Here is a 21052-nt window from a genome sequence, read left to right on the forward strand (position 1 = left end):
GCGCCGCTAAAGCGGCGCCGTCCCTTATTTATTGATTCACGCTGCCCGCCTGTCAAGTGCCCGGCAGGCAGCGTTCAATGCAGCGTGCCGGCAAAGAAGGCGTCCCGGAACCAAACGTCCAGCACCTCAAAGGAACGCCCGTTCAACCCGTTTAATATGCCCGCGTCCGACTGGAAACGAAAGGTCAGCTTATAAGCGCAAAGCGCCTGATGCTTCAAGCCTGTTGCGTGGTTATCACAATTCCGGCCATATTTTGCATCGCCGAGCAACGGGTGGCCGATATGTGCCAAATGCGCCCTGATTTGATGGGTACGCCCTGTCAGCAGATCAATTTCGAGAAGTGAAAACCGGCCTTTTTGTGCCAGGACGCGGTAACGCGTTAAAATCGTGCGTCCATCGGGGATCGGATGATTGTAGACTGTGACGGTATTGGTATGCGCGTCCTTGCGCAGAAAGGCTTTTAGCGTGTCGGATTCTTTTGGCATCGTTCCGTGCACAATGCACAGATAGAGCTTTTGCAGTTCGCGCGCCTTGATTTTTTCGTTGAGGATACGCAAGGCGGCGGCATTTTTCGCAGCGATGACGATACCGGCGGTATTGCGGTCAATACGGTTGCATAATGCCGGTGCGAAGCTATTCTCCCTCGTCGGATTGTAAACGCCGCAGTCGTAGAGATGATGCTGTATACGGTTGATGAGTGTATCGCTGCTTTGATGTTCGTCCTCATGAACGACTAGACCGGCGGGCTTATTGACAAGCAGGATATTTTCGTCCTCATAAAGAATATCGATCGCGGCTGGAGAGCGGAGAAAGGAGAAAGCATCGTCGTGGTCGTCAAAAAAAGAGTCGTTGAGATAGAGCGTGAGCAGATCGCCGGCACAAAGGCGCGTCGAAATCTCACAGCGTTTTCCATTAAGCTTGATACGCTTGGTACGGATCGCTTTATACAGCATGGACTGCGGCAGCAGCGGAACCGCTTTGGTGAGAAACTTATCGACACGCTGTCCGGCGTCGTTGCTGTTGATTTGAAATTCCCTCATGATATCCTCCAGGTCGGATTTCTTTTGGACCAGTTCTGCCATATTGCCGTGAAAATATGACAGAGCCGGCCGTTTGGGCGGAAGCGGGCTGCGCCCGCAATATCGCCCTGGGCCATAAGGCGTAGAATAACCGCTTTGCGGTTATTCTGACATGCCCGTGAAGCGGCATGTCAGAATTGGCCATCAAAAGGCGGTTGCCGCGCAAGCGGCGAGCCGTTGGCCATAAGGCGTAGAATAACCGCTTTGCGGTTATTCTACCATGAAGTAATCATTGCGGCAAGCGATGAAGTCGGCTGGATGGTTGAAAATTGGGCGCGCTGCGGATATAATGGAGTTGAGACATCAAGAAATGTGGTGACACAATGGAAAATCTGCATGAAGGGCACCGTCAGCGCCTGAAAGATCGCTTCCTGAGGGAAGGACTTGACCATTTCGAGCCGCATACCGTGCTCGAGCTTTTGTTGTTTTACGCTGTACCCCAGCGTGATACAAATGAACTGGCACATCGTTTGATTGCCCGGTTTGGGTCCCTTGACGCTGTATTTGACGCCGCCTTTGACGAGCTGTGCACAGTGGAGGGGGTCGGGCGCAATACGGCTACTTTGCTTAAGTTGGTGCCGGATCTGACACGCCGTTATCTGGACAGTGCGGATCATGAACAGATATTGCTTACATCTGTGCAAGCAATCGGTGATTTTTTACGCCCAAAGTTCGTTGGACGTACAAAGGAAATGGTGTTTCTGCTTTGCCTGAACAATAAGGGCGGTTTGACCTACGGCGATTTTATCGCGGAGGGAACGATCGACTCAGCGCCGATGTATTCGCGGACCATTTTGGAAGCCGCCATGCGCAGCCGCGCTGTGTCCGTTATTTTAGCGCATAACCATCCCCATGGGCTTGCTGTACCGTCCAATGCCGACCTGGCAGCGACGGAAAGCGTTTGTCGTGCGCTCGCCGCTGCGAAGATCCGCCTGCTTGATCATTTTATCTTTGCAGGACAGGATTATATCTCTCTGCGCGATTCAGGCTTCATTCATGTGGAAGGCGGCATTTAAAGGATATATTCCAAATTGTCAAGCAAACAATCTTTCCCGGCAGCTTTTGCTCCCATTGTATTGAAGCCTTGAAAAATCATGCGCAGTAAGTACGACTAGCCCCGTTTCATATGGCCGGCATATTCGCCGAGAAGATTCATTGGCTGTCTACAAGCGGCCAAGAGACATGGCTAATACCTAGCCGTCATGCCTTGTTCAGTGCGATTCCTCTGGTGCTGACATCCCTGGGAAATTATCTGGGGGCGGTTGTGGTGTGAAATTTGTGTCTGCCAACATGAACGGCAGGAGCGGCAAGCAAACACATTGGCGATGAGATCAGGGAGGCTGACATCACCATCGATCTCGGCCTTGCTGTTTTATAAACAAAGAACCATCGCAGATTTCTCTGCGATGGTTCTTTGTTTGGCAAGCTTGCCCACTTTGGAACCACCCCGGACGCAGGCACCTGTTTTTGACATAAGAAAAGTCATTGTCTGCAAAACGACGGATTCAATTGCTTGATTCAAATTTACATTTCCATTTTCGGGGTATAGTCCTCGGCGATATTTTCCTCCACATCGTCCTCTGTCGTGATCTCTGCGTGGTTCGGCGTGTGCGTCAGGGCAATCTCACGAAGAATCTGTACGCGCTCGCCTACCGCAGAAGCGATGGCGGAGATCCGGCTTTCATCAATAAATTCCCCGTTCTTCTCATCGGACAGCACTGCTGTGATCATGGATTCTACATCCTTCAGCTTTTCAAAGTCGATCCAGTCAAAGGACGAGACCAGCTTGAGCTGCTCAGTATGGTGCTTTTTAAAGGGCTTGCAGGTGATATCCCGTCCGGCACGAATCTGCGCTGTCACCTTGTCGTAGCCCAGCGAGGAACCGCTGTCAAAAATGGGGGCGAAACCAAGCCATTCCAGCGTTTCAGCATTGCGAAGCAAGCCGAAGTTGTTTAAGTGCCGGTCCTCGTTGGCGATGATATAGTCAAGGACGATCATCCGGTCAAGGCTTGGCACAACATTCGGCGCACCAAGCGCCTTGCAGCAATTCACAAAATGCTGATAGACCGAGGTGCTGTTGTCCTTTTTCTGCGTCTGCATAATCCGCCATGCGCCGACCAACTCGGTATCCGCCGTGACAAAGTCCTCGCACACGCTGTAAGGAGCGTCCTCGTTCCACATGACCGCGTAGGGGATGTGGTCGATACCCAGCCGTTCCATGATCTCTGCGGCGATAACCTCGTTAAAAGGCTGCTGTCGGAACGGGTTGCTGCCGCCTTTGATGAGACAGCGCTTGCCGTTTAAAATTTTCCACCTCTTTTTTAGACAGCCATCCGAGGTGTTGTCGGGTGAGCTGAAATCAAAACCGTCCGCCTTTTTCGGCGCGCCGAACAGCACATCGCCCATATCGCCCGAAAATGGGTTTTCAAAGAAATTGATATGCTCCCATGTGAGATTCGAGTCTACCGGGCAAATCCAGTATTGATCGGAGAGGCTTAAGCCGTAGCAACGCACCAGCAGCATTTTGGTGCTGGTCACATCCAGTGTTTCCAGCGCCTCTCGGATTCCGGAACGGCTGGCAGGAATGGAACGATCCGTCCACCATTCGTTTAAGGCCGCACGGTCAGCGAGCCCTTTTTTCACAGGGACACCGATGGGCAGATGTTCGGGCTGAAATACCCTGCCGATTTTTTGAATAAAACCGGTCGTATCATCGATCAGCAGTTCCGCCACAGCGATGCGCTTGTGTATCAGATTGCATTTCATCGGTATTCTTCCGTTCTTGTATCGTTTTTCATATCCTTGCGGTTAATTCTTTCAAGCAGCCCTTGGCAGCCCGCCAGCACATCCCGCCAGGTCGCCTCGAAATCGCCGGTGTACCATGGGTCCGCTACATCGCCGGGACGGTTGGTAAAATCCATCAGCAGGTGCATCTTGTCTGCGTAGTCTCCGCCGCATGAGCGCCCGCAGGCGCCATTTCGGAGCGCAACCGAGCGAAGCGAGGCTCTTGGCGCGGAGATGATGCGGTGCATATTGCGGAGGTTCGCCTGATCCATGCCAATAAGCAGGTCGAACTGGTCGTAGTCGCGGTTGGTCAGCTGGCGGGCGCTGTGCCCGCCGCACGATATCCCGTGCTCTGCCAGCTTGCGCCGCGCAGGGGGATAGACCGGATTGCCGATCTCCTCGGTGCTGGTGGCGGCGGACTCGATGAGAAATTCTTTTTCCAGTCCGGCCTTCTTCACTAAGTCTTTCATAATAAACTCCGCCATTGGGCTGCGGCAGATGTTGCCGTGGCAGATAAACAATATTTTGGTCATATGGTTCGTTCTCCGTTCTCTTGTTCTCCCCCTTAGTATAGCACGAAGGAAGCGGACAGTCGAGCGGCAGAAGGTGTTCTTCCGTAGAAATTGCGGCAATCAAAGGCTAGCCCCTCTAATAAAAATAACCCCACCTTTATTTACAATAAAAGTGGGGTTATTAATCTTTGCTGAGACGTTTTATCTGCTGGAGAACCAGACTCAAATCTGCTTCACTCAAACTATTCATTCCATCAATAGCCTGTTGAATCAAATCAGGATATTTTACATTTTCAGCAAAGAACTGCTCTATTGTAATACCAAAATAGTCACAAATTGATATAAGTTCTTTAATCGTTGGCATAGCCTTTCCACGGGTTAGGTATTATGGGAAGCATGGACTTTCAATATAGCCCTATACCCATTGTTTAAGAATATCGAGTGTAACGTCCAAAATCAAAATACACTGGGATCATTATCGTCTCAGTGTATTTTCAAAACAATAAAAAATTTAACGAATTTCTTGTTCTAATGAATCAAATTCTGGTGTTGAAAAGAAAGCCCCCAGGGTAATCTCAAAACCATCGCAAAGTTTTTTGACTGTAACTGTGCCCGGATTGTTGCTTTCCCCGTTGAGAATACTTTTAATCGTTGCTTGGGGAACAGCCGAAATATTGCTTAATCCATTTGGCGTTATGTCCCGTTCGTTACACAGTTCTATAATACGGGCCACGATAGCCTCACGAGTATCCATAGGACACCACCTCCCCCTATTAGCTCATTACTATCCTATATTATTTATAATTTCCGTGTTAGTGATATTTCACTACCTCCCGAAAATATGATATAATTGATAATAAAGTCTCGACAAACTAGGGCATAACCTCGCTTTTACGCAATTTTAATTTTGGGATTATCATATTTTAATAAATTTCTTGTTCTAACGCATCAAATTCCGGCGTTGAAAAAAAGGCTCCTAAGGTAATTTCAAAACCGTCACAAAGTTTTTTGATTGTAACTACCCCCGGATTACTGCTTTCTCCATTTAGAATGCTTTTAATGGTGGATTGTGGAACAGCAGAAGTATTGCTTAGTCCATTTGGAGTTATGTCTCGTTCATTGCATAACTCCATAATGCGAATTGCGATTGCCTCTCGTGTATTCATAGGCAAATCCCTTCTTTTAAGTGATTTATCACTATGATACAATATTTTTTTAGCCCAAATTAGTGATATATCACTAAAATAGATTAAATCCATTAAGTTATCCACATCTGTATATGGAAATTGGATTGAGAAAGGAACAGGCCAAATGGTGGAAAGAAATACCATGGAAAATTTGGGGGAAAGTTTTGTGGTTTTCAGAGGCATCGACAGCATCCGGGGTATTATAGCGCAGGAGATTGAGCGCCACACGTTAAAATAGAAAGGGGGCCGTACAATGTCTCAAAGATATCTAATCACAGAAGAATTTATAGAAGGTATATTGGGCGAGCTTTCCTCTCTAGTGATACCCTATCAGAAGCGGTATTCCCCTATCTATCGAGAGTATGAGGGGCATTATCATTCTTCCTGTCTCTGTCTCAAAAAATACGACCTGCGAGGCAGCTATTCTTCCGTCACAGATGCTTTTATTGATTATGAAGAACTCATCAACGATTATTATCTTGCACAAGGTTTTCTAAGCGCAGCTGGAGATCTGCTCGAACAGATTGTTAAAACAGCCGGTCTGAAGCAAATTCCTGGCCATGCGGATAAGGAACAGAAATTGATACAGGTTTGCCAATCATTTATAAAAGAGCTTCCGCCAGAGGCGCGCGAGGAAGTTAACAAGCAGTTTGAAAGAAGAAAACGTGCCATTGAGGATTCCCAGGAATATTATTATTATTTAGCTGGATATGAAATCATGGTTACATTACAGGCGGCCTTGCCGGGACGCGGGATCTTGGATTGTTGGAGTCCGCCCTGTATGGGGCGCTGCAGGGCTTTGGCAATGAGGAAACCTATCCCACGCCGGAACAGCGTGCCGCCCGCCTTGCCTTCTCCATCACGCAAAACCACCCGTTTTTGGATGGGAATGTAACACAGAGACACTTGCAGAAAGCGGCGTAACAGCGGCAAACTGCTTTGTATATAAAATTGAATAGCGTACATGCCAAAGGACATTTCATCTTTTATTCAGGTGGATGTCCTTTTTTTGTACCCATTTTCAGGAGAAAGGAGATTCACATGGAACTGAACGAAATGGAAAAGCGCCTGATCTTCCAGACGGAAGGCTATGGGAAATCAGATGTCACTTATGAGCTGCGCATGTGCCTCCCCTATATACCGGACCCGGTAAAGAGGAAAATAGCGGCGGAGCTTGTGCGAAAGCTGGACGCCATGCCGGAAAAGGAATGTCTGGCGCTCATTCAGGATATTCGGAAAAACTACCGGATTCCGGCAGGTCCTAAGACAATGGGGGAACTACTGGCGGAGGCCAGGCAGAAATCCGGTGCAGAGAAATTGAAGGGGCATGACATCATGGCACTGGAACGCTTCGACCCGGAAGTAAAGCACATGATCGTCTTTGACGTGCTTTCAGGCAATGCCCCTGTCGGGGATAAGGGCGACAAGATGCGGCTGTTCCTTACGGATGCCGGCTACCGGAAATTCATAGACAGCCAGGAACGGGGCGAAGTCAGGCTGAAAAACCATGCAAAGGTTGCGCCGGGCGGCCATCTGTACTATGACCGCAGGGACCGCGCCTTGTAGCCCGGAGGGAAAGGAAGGAGGTTTTTGTTATGGCTGTATTCCGGGTAGAAAAAACAAAGGACTTCACGATCATGTGCAACCACCACCTGCGCAATACGGAACTGTCCTTAAAGGCAAAGGGGCTTCTCTCACTCATGCTGTCGCTGCCGGAAGATTGGGACTATACCACTAAGGGGCTCGCCCATATCTGCAGGGACGGCGTGGATTCGATCACTACCGCCCTGAAAGAGCTGGAGCGGCACGGGTATCTCACCAGGCAACGCCTCCGCTATGGGAACGGGCAGCTCGGAGACATCGAGTATACGATCCATGAAAAGCCTGTAAATGCTGAAAAACAGGGAAATTCACCTAAACGGGAAAATCCAAGACAGGGAAATCCAGGACAGGCAAAACCTGAACAGGTGGAACCTGGACAGGAAAATCCAGCACAATTAAATACTAATCCATTAAAAACTAAAAAATCAAAAATGGATATATCAAGGACTTATCCATCAATCTATCCGGCAGGGCCGGAGGCGGCGGGCCGCCTGGATGGGATGGATCGGATAGAGCTGGTAGACGCTTACCGTGAAATCATCAAAGAAAATATCGAGTATGGCTGCATGGTTTCCCGGTATGGGAAAGAACGCGTAGACGAGACGATGGAGCTTATGCTTGAAGTAATTTTATCCAAGCGTCCATATATCCGTATCGCCGGGGATGATTTTCCCAGGGAGGTGGTAAAGGGCCGTTTCCTGAAGATCAATTCCGGCCACCTGGAGTATGTCTTTGACTGTATTGACAAGAACACTACAAAAGTCGGGAATATCAAGGCATACCTGCTGGCGGCGCTGTATAATGCCCCGGCAACAATGGACAGTTATTACCGTGCCGAGGTCAACCATGACCTGTACGGCTGTTAGGCGCCTTCGGGCATCTTTTTTCATCACAGAAAGGAGGCAAAGCACGATGAAAAGAAATTCTGTGCCGGTATCATGCCCGGCGTAACCAAAGAGCAGATTCAGGCGGCACGGGAGGCGGACCTGTTCGCATACCTGCAGTTCCATGAACCTGGGGTGCTGAAACGGGACGGACCCAATTACCGCCACAAGGAACATGACAGCCTGGTCTATGTGACCGGGAAAAGGTACTGGTACTGGAACAGCCGGGGCCGGAGTATCAACGCCCTGGATTATCTGATCCAGATTCGGGGCTATGGGCTGGTGGATGCGGTCCATACGCTGGTAGGCGGAGAAATCCAGCAGACACCGGCCTATCGGAGTACGACAGTAACAGCCAATGTGCAGAAAGAACCGGAGAAGAAACCTTTTTCTCTCCCCTGGGCCAGACGGTGCGCCACCTCTGCCATCTCCTATTTACAGCAGCGCGGGATCAACCTTGATGTAATCAGCCGGTGTTTCCGGGAAGGGCTGTTCTATGAGGCACGGTATCATGGCGAGCCGGTCTGTGTGTTTGTGGGAAAGGATGAAGTCGGCAAAGCAAAGTTTGCATGTATGCGGAGCATTACCGGCAATCTTAGAAAAGATGTCTACGGCAGCGACAAGGAATATAGCTTCTGCTATCCACCGAAGAATCCAGGCAGCCGACATGTGGCGGTGTTTGAGGCGCCCATTGACGCCCTCTCCCATGCCACGCTGCAGGAATTGGAAGGCTGGAAATGGGACGGCTACCGGCTATCGCTGGGCGGAACTTCCCATGTGGCGCTGATTGCATTTCTGAAACGCCACCCGGAAATACGGCGCGTTAATCTTTACATGGACAATGACCTTGGCGGCCTTAAAAATGCCAGGAGAATCAAGGCAATGCTCCATGAGGAACGGCGTTTCAGGCATATCCGGGTGGGGATCAACCCGCCCCGCACGGGAAAGGACTACAACGAAATGCTGCTCCATGTTACAGGGCAGATGAAAGACCAACAACAGCAATGCCGCCGGAAACAGGCGGCTGCTTCAATTTGACAAGGAGGATTTCAGGAAATGATGAACACAGAGAACACGGCTTTACAGATGATCGCCGAAGCCGCCCGGTGCCCGGACTACGGCCCCGACATGGTTAAGGCGCTGATGGAAAAACTGGATATGAACGAGAAAGGCTTTGCGCTCCTGATGAATGTCGCCCCTTCCACGGTCCGGCTCTGGACCAGCGGCGCGGCACAGCCCAGCGGCACGGCCAGACGGCTCATGCAGGTTTACGAGGCCGGGCCGGAGATCGTCGGCAAGATTGCCGGAGGGCAGCCGCCGGCAGAAGGGAGAGATTCGTAAATGGCGGAGGAAAGGACACATACGGATTCCGGCACGGGAACGCCGATTGCGGAAAATGAGCAGGTTAAGGCGCTGCTTGCGCTCTTAAAGGAAAATGATTCCCCCGCCTATGCGGACTTCGCAAAGCTGATCGAATCTGTCACAGGGATGGAGGACCGCCTTTCCACAGCGGTCGGCGAGCTGGCGGCCATGCGGGAGGACCTGCAGAAAATGCAGGACCGCTCCCTGATAGCCTCCTTACAAAAGACCTGTAAGACGCTGGAAGGCAATATTGCCTCCATGCAGCAGAAATTATCAGAGCTAAAGGGAAGGATTGTTGAGGGATGCAGGCATATCCTGGCGGATTTTAAGGAACGCGGTACTTCCGCTTTGAACGGAATCGCCCATCTTCTCCACCTGAAACCGGCGCTGGAGGCGATCCGGCAGAGCGCGGAATACAACTGGAAGGAAAACGACCAGTCTATGGCAAAGATTGACGCCTTCGTGTCCGAGTACCATGAGGCTGGGAAACACCTGAAAAACATGCGCCTGGCGCTGCTGGGGAAGGAACCGGTGCAGGAGGCCAGGAGCGCCGGCCGGATTGCGGCCTGTGTCAAGGCTCCCTACCGTGCCAGCCGTGCGTGCATGGGCGCCATGAAGAAACAGGCGGAAAAGGCAATCACCGCCCTGGAAGGGCTGGAACGGCAGGCACAGCGCCGGCCCTCTGTCCTGGAGGCCATGCGGGAACAGGCAGTGAAGGCAGCGCCGGCAAAGAACCAGCCGGAGGCGTCCCATGACAGGGGCAGCCGGTGATAAGGACAGAACGAAGGGAGGAAATGGACTTGAAACAGGAACCACTTCCGCAGATTCATCTGGTCTGCGATACGGATTTAGGCGTGTTTGCCTATGGGCTCCATATCCTGGCCGGGGATTTCCTGCGGGACAGCGAATATAACCTGCGTGCGCTTGCTGCGAATACCGGGGCGGATTCGATTGCCATTATGGGGAAAAACCACATGTGGCTGTCGGATGCGCTGCTTGCCTACTGCCCCTCAGCGGAGCTTTACCGGACGGCTGCCATGACGGAATACCCCGGCGCAAGGGCCTTCCTGTTCCACACGGAGCGCAAGGAGGGCGGACGGCTGTACGGGGATGTCCTGATGATGGGCCTTGACACGCTGCGGCAGGATATAGAAAGGAATACCCTCTACCCTTACGGCGTCAGCATGGAATACCGGGATGGCACGAAGGCGGAGGCAGACATTGAAAAATGGGAATCAATGGAGCTGTGCGAAAAAGACGCCCTGAAAACCTGGCGCTACCTCTATGCGCCGGAGCAGGTGACAGAATGGCAGCACTTCTATCAGGGCAGGTTCAGCCAGTGGAAGGGGCAGGCATTTTCCTATATGCCCCAGGATTTGGAGGAACGCCTGAATACGGGATATATGGAGGCGGCAGAGAACCCGGATATGGACATGTACCGCATACCGCTGGGAACTGCCAAGCAGATGCTTCTCTATGATGAAGCTCCTGTTTACCGCCTTCTTCCCAAAGGACCGGAAAAGCTGCCGCCGATTGCCGTGGTTACTTCCGGCCTTTGGTATGAAAATTACCGGGAGTTCGCTGTCAGACCGGAGGATTTGGGTGCGGTGGACCGGCTGGTCCGCAGGGAGACAGACAGGCTCATTGGAAAACAACCGACGCTCCATAAACCGGAGAAAGACCGTTCCAACCCGGAGCGGTAAATTTTTGCATAGATTGGAGGTGATAATGATTGGCAGATAACATACAGCATGAAGATTTTGGGGAAAAGATCGGCGGTGCCAAAAAAGACTTATGGAAGGACCGTGGACTCTATGTGAACGACCTGGACGCCATGAATGAGCGTGAAGCCGAGAAATTTGTAAAAAAGGATAATATCTGGAAGAAACCGGATTATGAGGCCATGCTGGAGGATGGGATTTCTCTTGGCGTGGTCTATTTCATTAAAAAGGCACGGGACGGATTAAATGCCTCCCCGCAGTATTACCACAGGGACGACACGCCGGAGAAACGGCTTGCAAGGCAGAAAGAATATATCCGGACGGTACGGGAGCTGCAGGGCGTGGTCTCGGAGGTCCGCACCGTGGAGGACGCCATGAAAGCCTATGACCGTTTCTTTGTGGAAAACGGGTATCTGGAACAGGTGCAGGGCTGGGGCAGCGGCCTCCATTACCGGGCGACGGAGAAGGGCCGGGAGAACCCGGCCATTACAAACAAGCTGTCCAATGCCCTGATGGTCCACTCTGCCGCGCATTTTGAGCGGAACTTCACACAGAAAGCGCAGAAGGAACAGTTTGGCGTCTCCAAAGACCAGAAGGTGCCGAAGGGCTATGCGATCCATTTTAACGACGGGAAGAACACTTATTCCAAAAATAATGACTGGAAACCTGATACCTGGTATGTGACGAAAGGCTATTCCATCTTACAGACAAACTTTGAATCGCGGGAGGCTGCCCTGAAATGGGTGCAGGAACTGGCAAAGGGCCGCAGCAAAAGCGGAAAGACGCGGTTTGTGCCTCCCCAGCTCTCCCATGTGCGGCGGAACGGGCCGGATTACCGCAGCGGCGTGGAGATCACCGGGCAGCACTACCTTGACGCCTTCGGGTTCCGCGGCGGCGAGTTCGGAAACTGGATGAACCAGAATGACCGGCAGGCTTCCCTTAACATGGGTTTTGAAGCGCTTAAAGATTTGGCGTCAGCCCTGCAGGTCAGCGACAGGGATATTGCCTACCAGGGAACGCTTGCCATCGCCTTCGGCGCCAGAGGCAGCGGGAACGCGGCGGCCCATTATGAACCGCTGCGGAAGGTCATCAATCTTACGAAAATGCACGGGGCCGGCTCCCTGGCCCATGAATGGTGGCATGGATTTGATGATTACCTGGGCACGAAGATGGGCGCGAAGGGGATGCTCTCGGAACAGCCCCGCCTCTACGCGCCGTTCCAGAAGCTGATTGATACCATGAAATATAAACTGGAGACGCCGGAGCAGGCGGCGGCCCGTACCGAAGCGCAGGCAGAGCGCACCCGGAAAAATGCGGCAGGCTGGCTGGATTCGGCGGTGCTCGGTTCCCTGAAACGGCATGGCAGTGAGGAACAGATGGAGACCTACGCGGTTCTTAAAGAGGCGTTTCTGTCCGGCGAAACTGGCTCCGTGGAACAGATCAGCGCTTTCAAGAAGTCTGTCACCGGGCGGGTGATCCCCAAAAGCGAACGGGAACGGCTGGAAATATTCGAGCACATGCTGTCCGGGATGCAGACGCAGGAGGCGCCGCAGGTCGGGCGGGTGGAAACCGATTTCTACCGGAATTCCGTGCGCATGGGTAAGGAGTGCGAAAAGGACGGCGGCTATTGGGACAGCAATACGGAAATGACCGCCAGGGCTTTTGCCTGTTACATCAAGGATAAGCTGCCTTACAGTTCCGATTATCTGGCGGGCCACGCGGATTGCGCCGTTACCTTCGTGACAGAAAAAAGCGGAGACCTGACAGTCCTGAAAGCCTTCCCGGAGGGTGAGGAACGCAGAGCCATCAATGCGGTATTTGACGAGATCGTGGCAGACCTGAAACGGGAGCAGATACTGACCCATTCGGATGAAACGCTGCCCCTTCCGGCGCGGCCACTGGTGGAGAATGAACAGATTTCCATATTTACGGCAGATCGGCCTTCGGTCATGGCGCAGCTTGCGGCGGCGAAACCGGCAGAAAAAACCACCCCGGCACAGGCAGTCCCGAAAAAGAGCCATACGCCGGAGATTTAAGGAGGTGGAAGGATTGGAGGAAAACAAAGATTACCGGGCGCACCGCTCCGGGGACCTGTCAGAAGGCTACAGGCTGCAGGTGGAACACACGGTATCATGCGAGAACACGGATATTTCAGCGTTGATTGCACAGGGGGCTGAAACGGTACAGGTCATGCGCCAGGACAGCATTGAGGGAGAAAAGAAAGCCTATGACATCGTGGTAGCGGCAGCAAAGCAATGGGAACAGCAGGCGGCGGCCACGCAGCGGCTTGACCGGGCGCTGGCATACTTACGCACCCCGGAGGTAAAGCATACCGGGAACTGTTGGCAGCCCTTTTCCAACAACAAGGACTGGATGGAGATCAGCAACCGGGTCTATAAGATGTTCTGCCAGATCAGGGAACAGACAACATATAACAGGGAGACAAAACAGGATGTTCCGGCTGCCTGGTATGTGACATGGGATGTCTATGTGAACTCCCCAAAACAGGGTTATGGCGAAAAGATTGCCGGGCAAAATCAGAAACGCTATACGGACAAAGCCGCTGCGGAAAAGTACCTAGAAGGACGGAAGAAAGCCTATTCCCATCTGTTCGCGGAGATTTCACCGCCCATTCCGAAAGAGCATGAAAACTGTTTTACGGTCAATGGCGTGCTTCTCCCCGGATATACCGTGGAGGGCCGGGAACCGGTAAAACCAGGCCATGCCGCCGAGGTTTCGGAGGGTGCCATTTCCGCGACTGGAAAAGAGGAAAAGCCCTCCGTGCTGGGAAAGCTGTCTGCTGCGAGGGTGCAGGAAAAGGCTGCGGCAGAGCCGAAGGCGCCGATTAAAAAGAAGGAGGATATGCAGATTTGAAAGTATTGATGATAGAGCCTGGGAAAGTGCCTTATGAGGCCGAGCTGGACGGGAGCCTCAAATCCATGCAGGAGGCTGTCGGGGGAGGCATAGAGGGCTACTACCCTTATGCGGAGCCTGTCGCGATTGTCTGCAATGATGAAGGGAAAATAAACGGGCTGCCCCTGAACCGGGCAATTTACAACCAGGACGGCGAGATGATCGAGATCATGGCCGGCACCTTTTTCATAGCCGGCCTGGGCGAGGAAAGTTATGCCGACCTTCCTGATTACTTTATGGAGCAGTATAAGGAACAGTTCAGATACCCGGAGAAATTTTACCGGCTGGCGGGTGAGGTCGTTGCGGTGAAGCAGCCCCTCCCGCCGGAGGAAAAACAGCAGCCGGCCCCTGTCATGGAGGAACCGGGCGGGGATGATATAAGGCTTGACGAATCCACAGACCTGGCTTTCGACCTGGACGAATTTTTCAGGAAAAACAGCGGGGCCTATGCGGACCTGTACCCGGATTCCCATGCGGAGAAGGAGCGCATGGCGGACGAGCTGCTTTCAGGAGATACCGGGAAAATCCGCATGAGGCTGGCGGCATTTGAGCGGGAGGAACACATGGAGGGAGAAACGGCGCCGCTTCTGGAGCATATTTCTTCCTATGAAAAAGAGTATGGGATCAGCACTTATTCCATTTACCAGCTTGACTTATCGGACAATACGGATAACCTCCGTTTTATGTCTCTTGACTGGCTGGAAAAGAAAGGGCTCCCGGTAGACAGGAACAATTACCAAATGGTCTATGCGGCACAGCTTTCGCCCGGCGAAACGCTGGAGGATATTTATACACGCTTTAATATCGACCACCCGGAGGACTTTAAGGGCCATTCTCTTTCTGTCTCTGATGTGGTTGTGCTCCATGAAAAAGGCAGCGACAGCGCCTACTATGTGGACAGCATTGGATTTAAGGAGCTGCCGGATTTCTTCGGCGGCACCCGGCAGCAGGAGGCAAAACGGGACGGTTCGCTGCGGGAGCAGCTTGACGACGCAAAGAAACAGGCGGCAAAAGCGGAACCTAAGACGCCGGAGAAAAAGAAAGAACCAGAAAGGAGCTGATGGCTTATGCTGATGGCAGAACAGGAACCCTATGCCTTAATGGTGCAGCCGGACGATATGCTGATTAGTCCCCGTGAGGTAAATGACAACTTCGGGACAATGGTATGCTTCCACCCGCGCTATGCCTTGGGCGACCATCACAATTATATGGACAAAGACGATTTTCTGCGGGAAATGTACTTAAACACCGTTGGCAACAACGAGCGCGGCATGGAACGCTATGAGCGCATGGTAAATATGGTCTGGAGCCGGAAAATGACCGGCGACCACCCTGATCCCCGCGCCGTGGATGATACCATGCTCCGGGTGATTTCTGAAAAATATATTGTGATGCCCCTGTACCTTCTGGATCACAGCGGTCTTGCCATGCAGACGACCAGCTTTCACGATCCCTGGGACAGCGGGCAGGTTGGATGGGTATATGTTTCCAAAGAGGATGTGCTGAAGGAATTTGGCGCGGAGAAAATGACCGGCGCCCTCCGAAAGAAAGCCGAGGATTTGCTACGGAGTGAGGTTGCCGAGTATGATGCCTATCTCCGGGGTGAGTGCTATGGCTTTGAGCTGTATAAAAACGGTGAGCTTTCGGATAGCTGCTGGGGCTTCATTGGGAATCTGGAAGATGCCTGTAAAGCAATGGCGGATTATCTGCCGGACGAGTGCAAAGGCATGACGGAGCACCTTTCGGAAGTGAAAGAGCCGGCTTCCATGATTAAGACGCTCCTTCGGCACGCCCGTATTCAGATTGAACAGGCGGCGAAGGCCCATGAACACGCCCCGCGCCAGCAGGTGCTAAGCGAGGCGCGGTAATGAACAAACTACATTTTTTCAGGAAGGAGGATGCAGGTGCAGGAAGATATTGAACAAAGAACTGTTTCCATCACCGTCCAGGCGTCAAAGCTGTCCGGGCGGGTGCTGCGCTCTGCCATTGCAGCCGTGCTTCAAAAGATGGAGAAGGAACGCACGACCCCGAAAGTCGGCAGGAACAGCATGAAACGGCTGACCGGTAAGGACCCCGGCGCCAACACCATTGAAGTCTCCGGCAGAATCCGCTCCTTTGAGCGGTGCGCCAGGAAACACCAGGTCCGCTACCATATTGAAAAAGAGCTGGGGACCGGTCCCCCGAAGTGGACGGTCTATTTCAAAGCGAACCAGGCGGACGCGCTGACGGCGGCCTTTAAGGAATATACAAGAAAAGACCTTGCCCGCAGCACCAGGCCGTCGCTGCTTACCCAGCTCCATAAATTCAAGGAGCTGGCGCAGGCTCTTGGCCGTGACCGGGTGAAGAACAAGGAACACGGAGGGCCGGAACGTTGAAGATAGATACCGATACCCTGAAAAAGCAGGTGATCCTCCACCTGCCCTATCTCCTGTTCCTTCTGGTATTTGCGAAGCTGGGCGAGGCGGTGCGCCTTGCCCCCGGAGCGGACGCCTCACAGAAATTGTTAGGATTGTCCGAGGGCTTTTCGCTGGCATTTCAAAGCATGTGGCCGGGTACGGCGCTGGACTGGCTGGCGGGATTATGCGGGGCGGCTATCGTGCGGCTGGCGGTATATGTGAAAGGAAAAAATGCAAAAAAGTACCGCAAGGATGTGGAGTACGGCTCTGCACGGTGGGGGAACAAAACAGACATTGCCCCTTTCATGGACCCGAAACCGGAAAACAACATTATCCTGACGCAGACCGAGGGGCTTATGATGTCCGGCAGGCCGAAGAACCCGGCCCACGCCCGCAATAAAAATGTGCTGGTAGTCGGCGGTTCCGGCTCCGGCAAGACGAGATTTTTTATAAAACCCAACCTCAAGCAGCTCCATAGTTCGTATGTCGTCACCGATCCGAAAGGTACGGTTCTGATCGAAGTGGGAAAGCTGTTAAGCCGCGGCACGCCGAAACTGGACAAGGACGGAAAACCGGTCAAAGGAAAAAATGGAAAAACCGTGTATGAGCCTTATAAGATCAAGGTATTCAACACGATCAATTTCTCAAAGAGTATGCACTATAATCCCTTTGCCTATATCCACAATGAGAAGGACATTCTGAAACTGGTAACGGTGCTGATTGCAAACACCAAAGGGGAAGGGAAATCCGGCGACGATTTTTGGGTCAAGGCCGAGACGCTGCTGTATACGGCGCTGATCGGCTATATCTATTATGAGGCCCCGACAAACGAGCAGAATTTTTCCACCCTGGTAGAAATGATAAACGCTATGGAGGTCCGGGAGGATGACGAGACTTTCAAAAATGCGGTGGATTTGCTCTTTGACGCACTGGAGCAGAAAGACCCGGACCACTTCGCCCTACGCCAGTATAAGAAATATAAATTAGCGGCGGGCAAGACAGCGAAAAGCATACTTATAAGCTGCGGCGCCAGATTGGCGCCATTCGATATTAAGGAGGTACGGGAGATCACCATGTATGACGAGCTGGAGCTTGACCTGGTCGGGGACAGGAAAACGGCGCTGTTCTTTATCATCAGCGATACGGATGCGACGTTCAATTTCCTTGTCAGCATGGCCTATACGCAGTTGTTCAATCTGCTGTGCGAGCGTGCCGATGACAAGTACGGCGGCAGGCTGCCGGTACATGTGCGGTGCCTGATCGACGAGGCCGCCAATATCGGGCAGATTCCGAACCTGGAAAAGCTGATGGCGACGATCCGTTCCAGGGAGATTTCGGCCTGCCTGGTCCTGCAGGCGCAGAGCCAGCTAAAGGCGCTCTATAAGGACAACATGGACACCATCATCGGGAATTGTGACGCTTCCCTTTTCCTGGGAGGCAAGGAGGAAACCACGCTGAAAAGCTGGAACTCCCTGCTGGGAAAAGAGACCATCGATATGTATAACACCAGCGTCACCAGAGGCAACCAGGAATCCCACGGGCAGAATTTTCAGAAACTGGGAAAGGATTTGATGTCGGTGGACCAACTGGCCGTGATGGACGGCGGGAAATGCCTCCTGCAGATCAGGGGTGTCCGGCCCTTCCTCTCCCGCAAGTACGATATTACGAAACACCCGAACTATAAATACCTGTCGGATTATGCCCCTAAAAATGCGTTTGACATTGAAAGATTCCTCTCAACCAGGCTGCCCGTCAGCCCCGGTGAGCTGTACCGCAATTATGAGGTCACGGCGGAGGATTTGGAGGCGCCGGCTGTATGATGATGTAGCTGCCTGTTGAAGTCTCTGGCTTTGGCGGGCTTTTTCTTTTCACTGGAAGGAGGTTCTATTGAGGATTCGCGCCCCTCCCTGACAACCGTATACCTTTCCAGGATGCTCCTGGACTATGCCGCCCCTGTGCTTTATGCAGATTTTCTTAAAGCACAGGGGCGTTTTTTCGTTTCCGGCCAGATACGGCCATACCACAAAACCAATATTTTTCAAATTAAAGGAGGACAACTATATGGCTTTTTTTGCAAGTGCGATTGATACCCTGAAAATTCTGGTGATTGCTCTGGGTGCCGGCCTCGGCGCATGGGGTGTCATCAACCTTCTGAAAGGTTACGGCAATGACAATCCCGGAGCCAAGTCGCAGGGGTAAGCTACGCCCTCCACGGACAAGTAATTGCCGTGCAGCGTATGGTGGAAGTCCATACGGCAACAGGCTGAATTGCTGGGAACCCCTAAAGCCGTGTGTACCAAAACATGGGGATGAAACAGGCCCGGATGTGACGGTGGCGAAAGCAGAAAAAAACACACGGATGGCGCAGGGTGCGAACCTAAACGCCGGGACAATGGGCAATCAGCAGCCAAACCCCGAACAGGGGAAGGTTCAACGACTATCCTTTGCAGGAGTAGGGCCGAGCGGCCCGAAGCAGCCTGCCCCGCTCCATGCGGGTGAAGATATAGTCTGCGCCCATGTGAAAGCATGGGGTGTCCGCTTCTTTATGGGGTGGGGCCGCGCCGGGGCAGCGACCCGGTGTGAACAAAAACGGATGAAACAGCTTATGGCTGGCGGAGGCATTGCCCTGGTGGGTGCCACGCTGATTCCACTCCTGTCCGGCCTGTTCGGTTAATAGCCGATGGGCAGTCTGTTTGACTGGATAACAGACTGGATCAAAGAGGGCCTGATCGAAGCGATCACCGGGCAGTACACCAGTATTTTTGAATCGGTAAACAACCAGGTCGCGGATGTGGCCGGGCAGGTCGGACAGACACCGCAGGGCTGGAATGGTGGCGTGTTCAGTATGATCCAGAATCTTTCTGAAACCGTCGTCATTCCCATTGCGGGCATTATCCTGACCTTTGTGCTGGTATATGAGCTGATTCAGATGATTTTGGAAAAGAACAACATGCACGATTTTGACACATTCAACATCTTTAAGTGGATTTTCAAAACTTTCGTAGCCACCTATCTGCTCACCAACTGCTTTACGATTGTCATGGCGGTGTTTGATGTCGCCCAAAATGTGGTATCGCAGAGCGCCGGCGTAATAAACGGGAATCTGGATGTCACGGCGGCGCTGGCTGATTTGGAAACGCAGCTTGAAGCAATGGGGATGTGGGAGCTGATCGGCCTGTGGCTGGAAACCAACATCATCAACCTGTGCATGTGGGTACTGTCTATTGTAATCTTTGTCATTGTCTATGGCCGCATGATTGAAATATATCTCACGGTCAGTCTGGCACCCATACCGTTTTCCACAATGGCAAACCGTGAATGGGGACAGATGGGGACGAATTACCTTCGTTCCCTGTTCGCTCTGGGATTCCAGGGGTTCCTGATCCTGGTATGCGTCGCAATCTACGCGGTGCTGGTCCAGTCGATCCCCTCGTCCGGCGATATTCACGGTGCGATCTGGGGCACGGCGGGATATACCGTCCTGCTGGCCTTCGCCCTCTTTAAGACAGGCTCGTTATCAAAAAGTATTTTCAACTCGCATTAGCGGGTAACAACTATATTCTAACAAGGAGGAACTTTCATTATGAGTAAAACCAACACTGAACCCATGCAGCCGGAGGCCCAGGTGTCCGAAGGCTTGAAGCTGGATGTAACCGTGCGCCCGATTGCCCCGATGGGGAACCTCTTGGCCTTTGCCAACGTGACGATTGGCGACTGCTTCAAGATCGACGGCTTCCGTATCTGCTCCGGCGAAAACGGCCTGTATGTCAACATGCCTTCCACCCAGGATAAGCAGGGGAAATGGAGGGATGTCTGCTGGCCGGTGACGGCGGATTTTCGCAGGCAGCTTAATGACGCCCTGATCGAAGGGTACGGCCAGGCGATTGAAAATTTGCAGGCCACCCTTGAAGCGACAAAGGGAGCGGCGGAGAAACCTTCCCTGACCGGCGCCCTGAAGGAAAATGCCGGGAAGGTCAAGACGCAGCCGGCAAAGCCCGCAACTGCCAAGAGTGAGCAGGCCCGCTGATGCCAGATACCGGAAAATATGGCATTGTGTACGCAGACCCGCCCTGGCGCTATGACATGAAGCGCGGAAAAGGCGTGGCGGAAAACCATTATCCTACCATGAGCATTGATGAAATATGCGCACTGCCGGTTGCAGACCTTGCAGCCAAAGACAGTGCGCTTTTTCTATGGGCCACCTTCCCGCAGCTCAATGAGGCGTTCCGGGTGATGGAGGCATGGGGTTTCCAGTATAAGACCCTGGCATTTCTGTGGCTGAAGCAGAACCGGAAAGCCGATAGCTGGTTTTATGGAATGGGCTTCTGGACCCGCTCTAACGCGGAGGTGTGCCTGCTTGCAACACGCGGGCACCCGAAACGCCAGTGCGCGGGAATCCACCAGTTTGTGATCTCCCATATCGAGCAGCACAGCAAGAAGCCCGATGAAGTGCGGGACAAGATCGTAAAGCTCATGGGCGATCAGCCCAGGGTGGAGCTCTTTGCCAGGCAGCAGACGCCCGGATGGGAGGTGTGGGGCAACGAAGTGGATTGCAGTATCACGATGCCGCAGAATGGATAGAAAAGATTCTCGCAGATCGGAGGTGACAACG

Annotated in this window: 24 protein-coding genes and 1 pseudogene; 19 read left to right on the top strand and 6 right to left on the bottom strand. The window is 52.6% G+C overall.

Features of this window, described 5'->3' with window-relative positions; all coding sequences use genetic code 11:
- Positions 1 to 74 precede the first annotated feature (74 nt).
- Positions 75 to 1040, bottom strand: coding sequence for an RluA family pseudouridine synthase (locus tag FMM72_RS03195; protein ID WP_160209192.1), 966 nt, complete (start codon positions 1038 to 1040; stop codon positions 75 to 77).
- A 362-nt stretch (positions 1041 to 1402) separates the two neighbouring features.
- On the opposite strand from FMM72_RS03195, the gene FMM72_RS03200 reads away from it, so the two are divergent.
- Positions 1403 to 2095: a JAB domain-containing protein gene (locus tag FMM72_RS03200; RefSeq protein WP_160209191.1), complete on the top strand. Its 693-nt coding sequence runs from the start codon at positions 1403 to 1405 to the stop codon at positions 2093 to 2095.
- Positions 2096 to 2603: 508 nt separating this feature from the next.
- Here the strand turns inward: FMM72_RS03200 and FMM72_RS03205 are convergent.
- From FMM72_RS03205 to FMM72_RS17480, 5 genes are all read right to left on the bottom strand, one after another.
- Positions 2604 to 3845, bottom strand: a complete 1242-nt coding sequence (locus tag FMM72_RS03205) for a HipA domain-containing protein (RefSeq protein WP_207710300.1) — start codon at positions 3843 to 3845, stop codon at positions 2604 to 2606.
- Positions 3842 to 4396 (bottom strand): low molecular weight protein-tyrosine-phosphatase, encoded by a 555-nt coding sequence (locus FMM72_RS03210; protein WP_162220567.1) that lies wholly within the window; start codon positions 4394 to 4396, stop codon positions 3842 to 3844. The genes FMM72_RS03205 and FMM72_RS03210 overlap by 4 nt, the downstream gene beginning before the upstream one ends.
- A 160-nt stretch (positions 4397 to 4556) precedes the next feature.
- The gene (locus FMM72_RS03215; RefSeq protein WP_162220568.1) at positions 4557 to 4739 is read right to left on the bottom strand and encodes a hypothetical protein; all 183 of its coding nucleotides are present in this window, start codon (positions 4737 to 4739) and stop codon (positions 4557 to 4559) included.
- 147 nt (positions 4740 to 4886) lie between these two features.
- Complete coding sequence (locus FMM72_RS03220) at positions 4887 to 5129, bottom strand: helix-turn-helix domain-containing protein (protein ID WP_162220569.1); 243 nt, start codon at positions 5127 to 5129, stop codon at positions 4887 to 4889.
- A gap of 169 nt (positions 5130 to 5298) precedes the next feature.
- Positions 5299 to 5745, bottom strand: coding sequence for a helix-turn-helix domain-containing protein (locus FMM72_RS17480; RefSeq protein ID WP_306815398.1), 447 nt, complete (start codon positions 5743 to 5745; stop codon positions 5299 to 5301).
- Positions 5746 to 6327: 582 nt separating this feature from the next.
- Here FMM72_RS17480 and FMM72_RS03230 point away from each other — a divergent pair.
- The 18 genes and pseudogenes from FMM72_RS03230 (at position 6328) to FMM72_RS03315 (ending at position 21021) form a co-directional block, all read left to right on the top strand.
- Positions 6328 to 6486, top strand: coding sequence for a Fic family protein (locus FMM72_RS03230; RefSeq protein ID WP_243157712.1), 159 nt, complete (start codon positions 6328 to 6330; stop codon positions 6484 to 6486).
- Positions 6487 to 6603: 117 nt separating this feature from the next.
- Entirely contained in the window at positions 6604 to 7128 is a 525-nt protein-coding gene (locus FMM72_RS03235) for a DUF5720 family protein (protein ID WP_162220570.1), read from the top strand.
- 29 nt (positions 7129 to 7157) lie between these two features.
- Positions 7158 to 8030 carry a DUF6017 domain-containing protein gene (locus FMM72_RS03240; RefSeq protein WP_162220571.1) on the top strand — a complete coding sequence of 291 codons (873 nt, stop codon included), beginning with the start codon at positions 7158 to 7160 and terminating at the stop codon, positions 8028 to 8030.
- A gap of 72 nt (positions 8031 to 8102) precedes the next feature.
- The gene (locus FMM72_RS03245; protein WP_162220572.1) at positions 8103 to 9086 is read left to right on the top strand and encodes a toprim domain-containing protein; all 984 of its coding nucleotides are present in this window, start codon (positions 8103 to 8105) and stop codon (positions 9084 to 9086) included.
- A gap of 18 nt (positions 9087 to 9104) precedes the next feature.
- Positions 9105 to 9389: a helix-turn-helix domain-containing protein gene (locus FMM72_RS03250; protein ID WP_103242314.1), complete on the top strand. Its 285-nt coding sequence runs from the start codon at positions 9105 to 9107 to the stop codon at positions 9387 to 9389.
- Positions 9390 to 10181, top strand: coding sequence for a DUF6674 family protein (locus FMM72_RS03255; protein WP_162220573.1), 792 nt, complete (start codon positions 9390 to 9392; stop codon positions 10179 to 10181).
- A gap of 23 nt (positions 10182 to 10204) precedes the next feature.
- Entirely contained in the window at positions 10205 to 11113 is a 909-nt protein-coding gene (locus FMM72_RS03260) for a hypothetical protein (protein WP_243157713.1), read from the top strand.
- A 29-nt stretch (positions 11114 to 11142) separates the two neighbouring features.
- Positions 11143 to 13167: an LPD1 domain-containing protein gene (locus FMM72_RS03265; RefSeq protein WP_162220575.1), complete on the top strand. Its 2025-nt coding sequence runs from the start codon at positions 11143 to 11145 to the stop codon at positions 13165 to 13167.
- Positions 13168 to 13171: 4 nt separating this feature from the next.
- On the top strand, positions 13172 to 14005 hold the full coding sequence (locus tag FMM72_RS03270) for a hypothetical protein (protein ID WP_347561220.1): 834 nt from the start codon (positions 13172 to 13174) through the stop codon (positions 14003 to 14005).
- The gene (locus tag FMM72_RS17580) at positions 14002 to 15105 is read left to right on the top strand and encodes a DUF3846 domain-containing protein (protein WP_162220577.1); all 1104 of its coding nucleotides are present in this window, start codon (positions 14002 to 14004) and stop codon (positions 15103 to 15105) included. Before FMM72_RS03270 ends, FMM72_RS17580 begins: the two co-directional genes overlap by 4 nt.
- Before the next feature lie 6 nt (positions 15106 to 15111).
- Positions 15112 to 15912 carry a hypothetical protein gene (locus FMM72_RS03280; RefSeq protein WP_162220578.1) on the top strand — a complete coding sequence of 267 codons (801 nt, stop codon included), beginning with the start codon at positions 15112 to 15114 and terminating at the stop codon, positions 15910 to 15912.
- Positions 15913 to 15942: 30 nt separating this feature from the next.
- Complete coding sequence (locus tag FMM72_RS03285; protein WP_207710302.1) at positions 15943 to 16419, top strand: PcfB family protein; 477 nt, start codon at positions 15943 to 15945, stop codon at positions 16417 to 16419.
- A complete protein-coding gene (locus tag FMM72_RS03290) occupies positions 16416 to 18260 on the top strand; it encodes a VirD4-like conjugal transfer protein, CD1115 family (RefSeq protein WP_162220580.1) in 1845 nt (614 codons plus the stop codon). Before FMM72_RS03285 ends, FMM72_RS03290 begins: the two co-directional genes overlap by 4 nt.
- 241 nt (positions 18261 to 18501) lie before the next feature.
- Positions 18502 to 18636 (top strand): annotated as a pseudogene (locus FMM72_RS03295) (Maff2 family mobile element protein); the annotation flags it as partial.
- A 196-nt stretch (positions 18637 to 18832) separates the two neighbouring features.
- Positions 18833 to 19114, top strand: a complete 282-nt coding sequence (locus FMM72_RS17340) for a Maff2 family protein (protein ID WP_257432175.1) — start codon at positions 18833 to 18835, stop codon at positions 19112 to 19114.
- Positions 19115 to 19120: 6 nt separating this feature from the next.
- Positions 19121 to 19984 (top strand): VirB6/TrbL-like conjugal transfer protein, CD1112 family, encoded by an 864-nt coding sequence (locus FMM72_RS03305; protein ID WP_162220583.1) that lies wholly within the window; start codon positions 19121 to 19123, stop codon positions 19982 to 19984.
- A 39-nt stretch (positions 19985 to 20023) separates the two neighbouring features.
- Complete coding sequence (locus FMM72_RS03310; RefSeq protein WP_162220584.1) at positions 20024 to 20467, top strand: SpoVG family protein; 444 nt, start codon at positions 20024 to 20026, stop codon at positions 20465 to 20467.
- Entirely contained in the window at positions 20467 to 21021 is a 555-nt protein-coding gene (locus FMM72_RS03315; protein ID WP_162220585.1) for an MT-A70 family methyltransferase, read from the top strand. Before FMM72_RS03310 ends, FMM72_RS03315 begins: the two co-directional genes overlap by 1 nt.
- The last annotated feature ends 31 nt before the right edge of the window (positions 21022 to 21052 follow it).

Source organism: Anaerotruncus colihominis (assembly GCF_010206195.1).
GTDB classification, from domain to species: Bacteria; Bacillota; Clostridia; order Oscillospirales; family Ruminococcaceae; genus Anaerotruncus; species Anaerotruncus colihominis_A.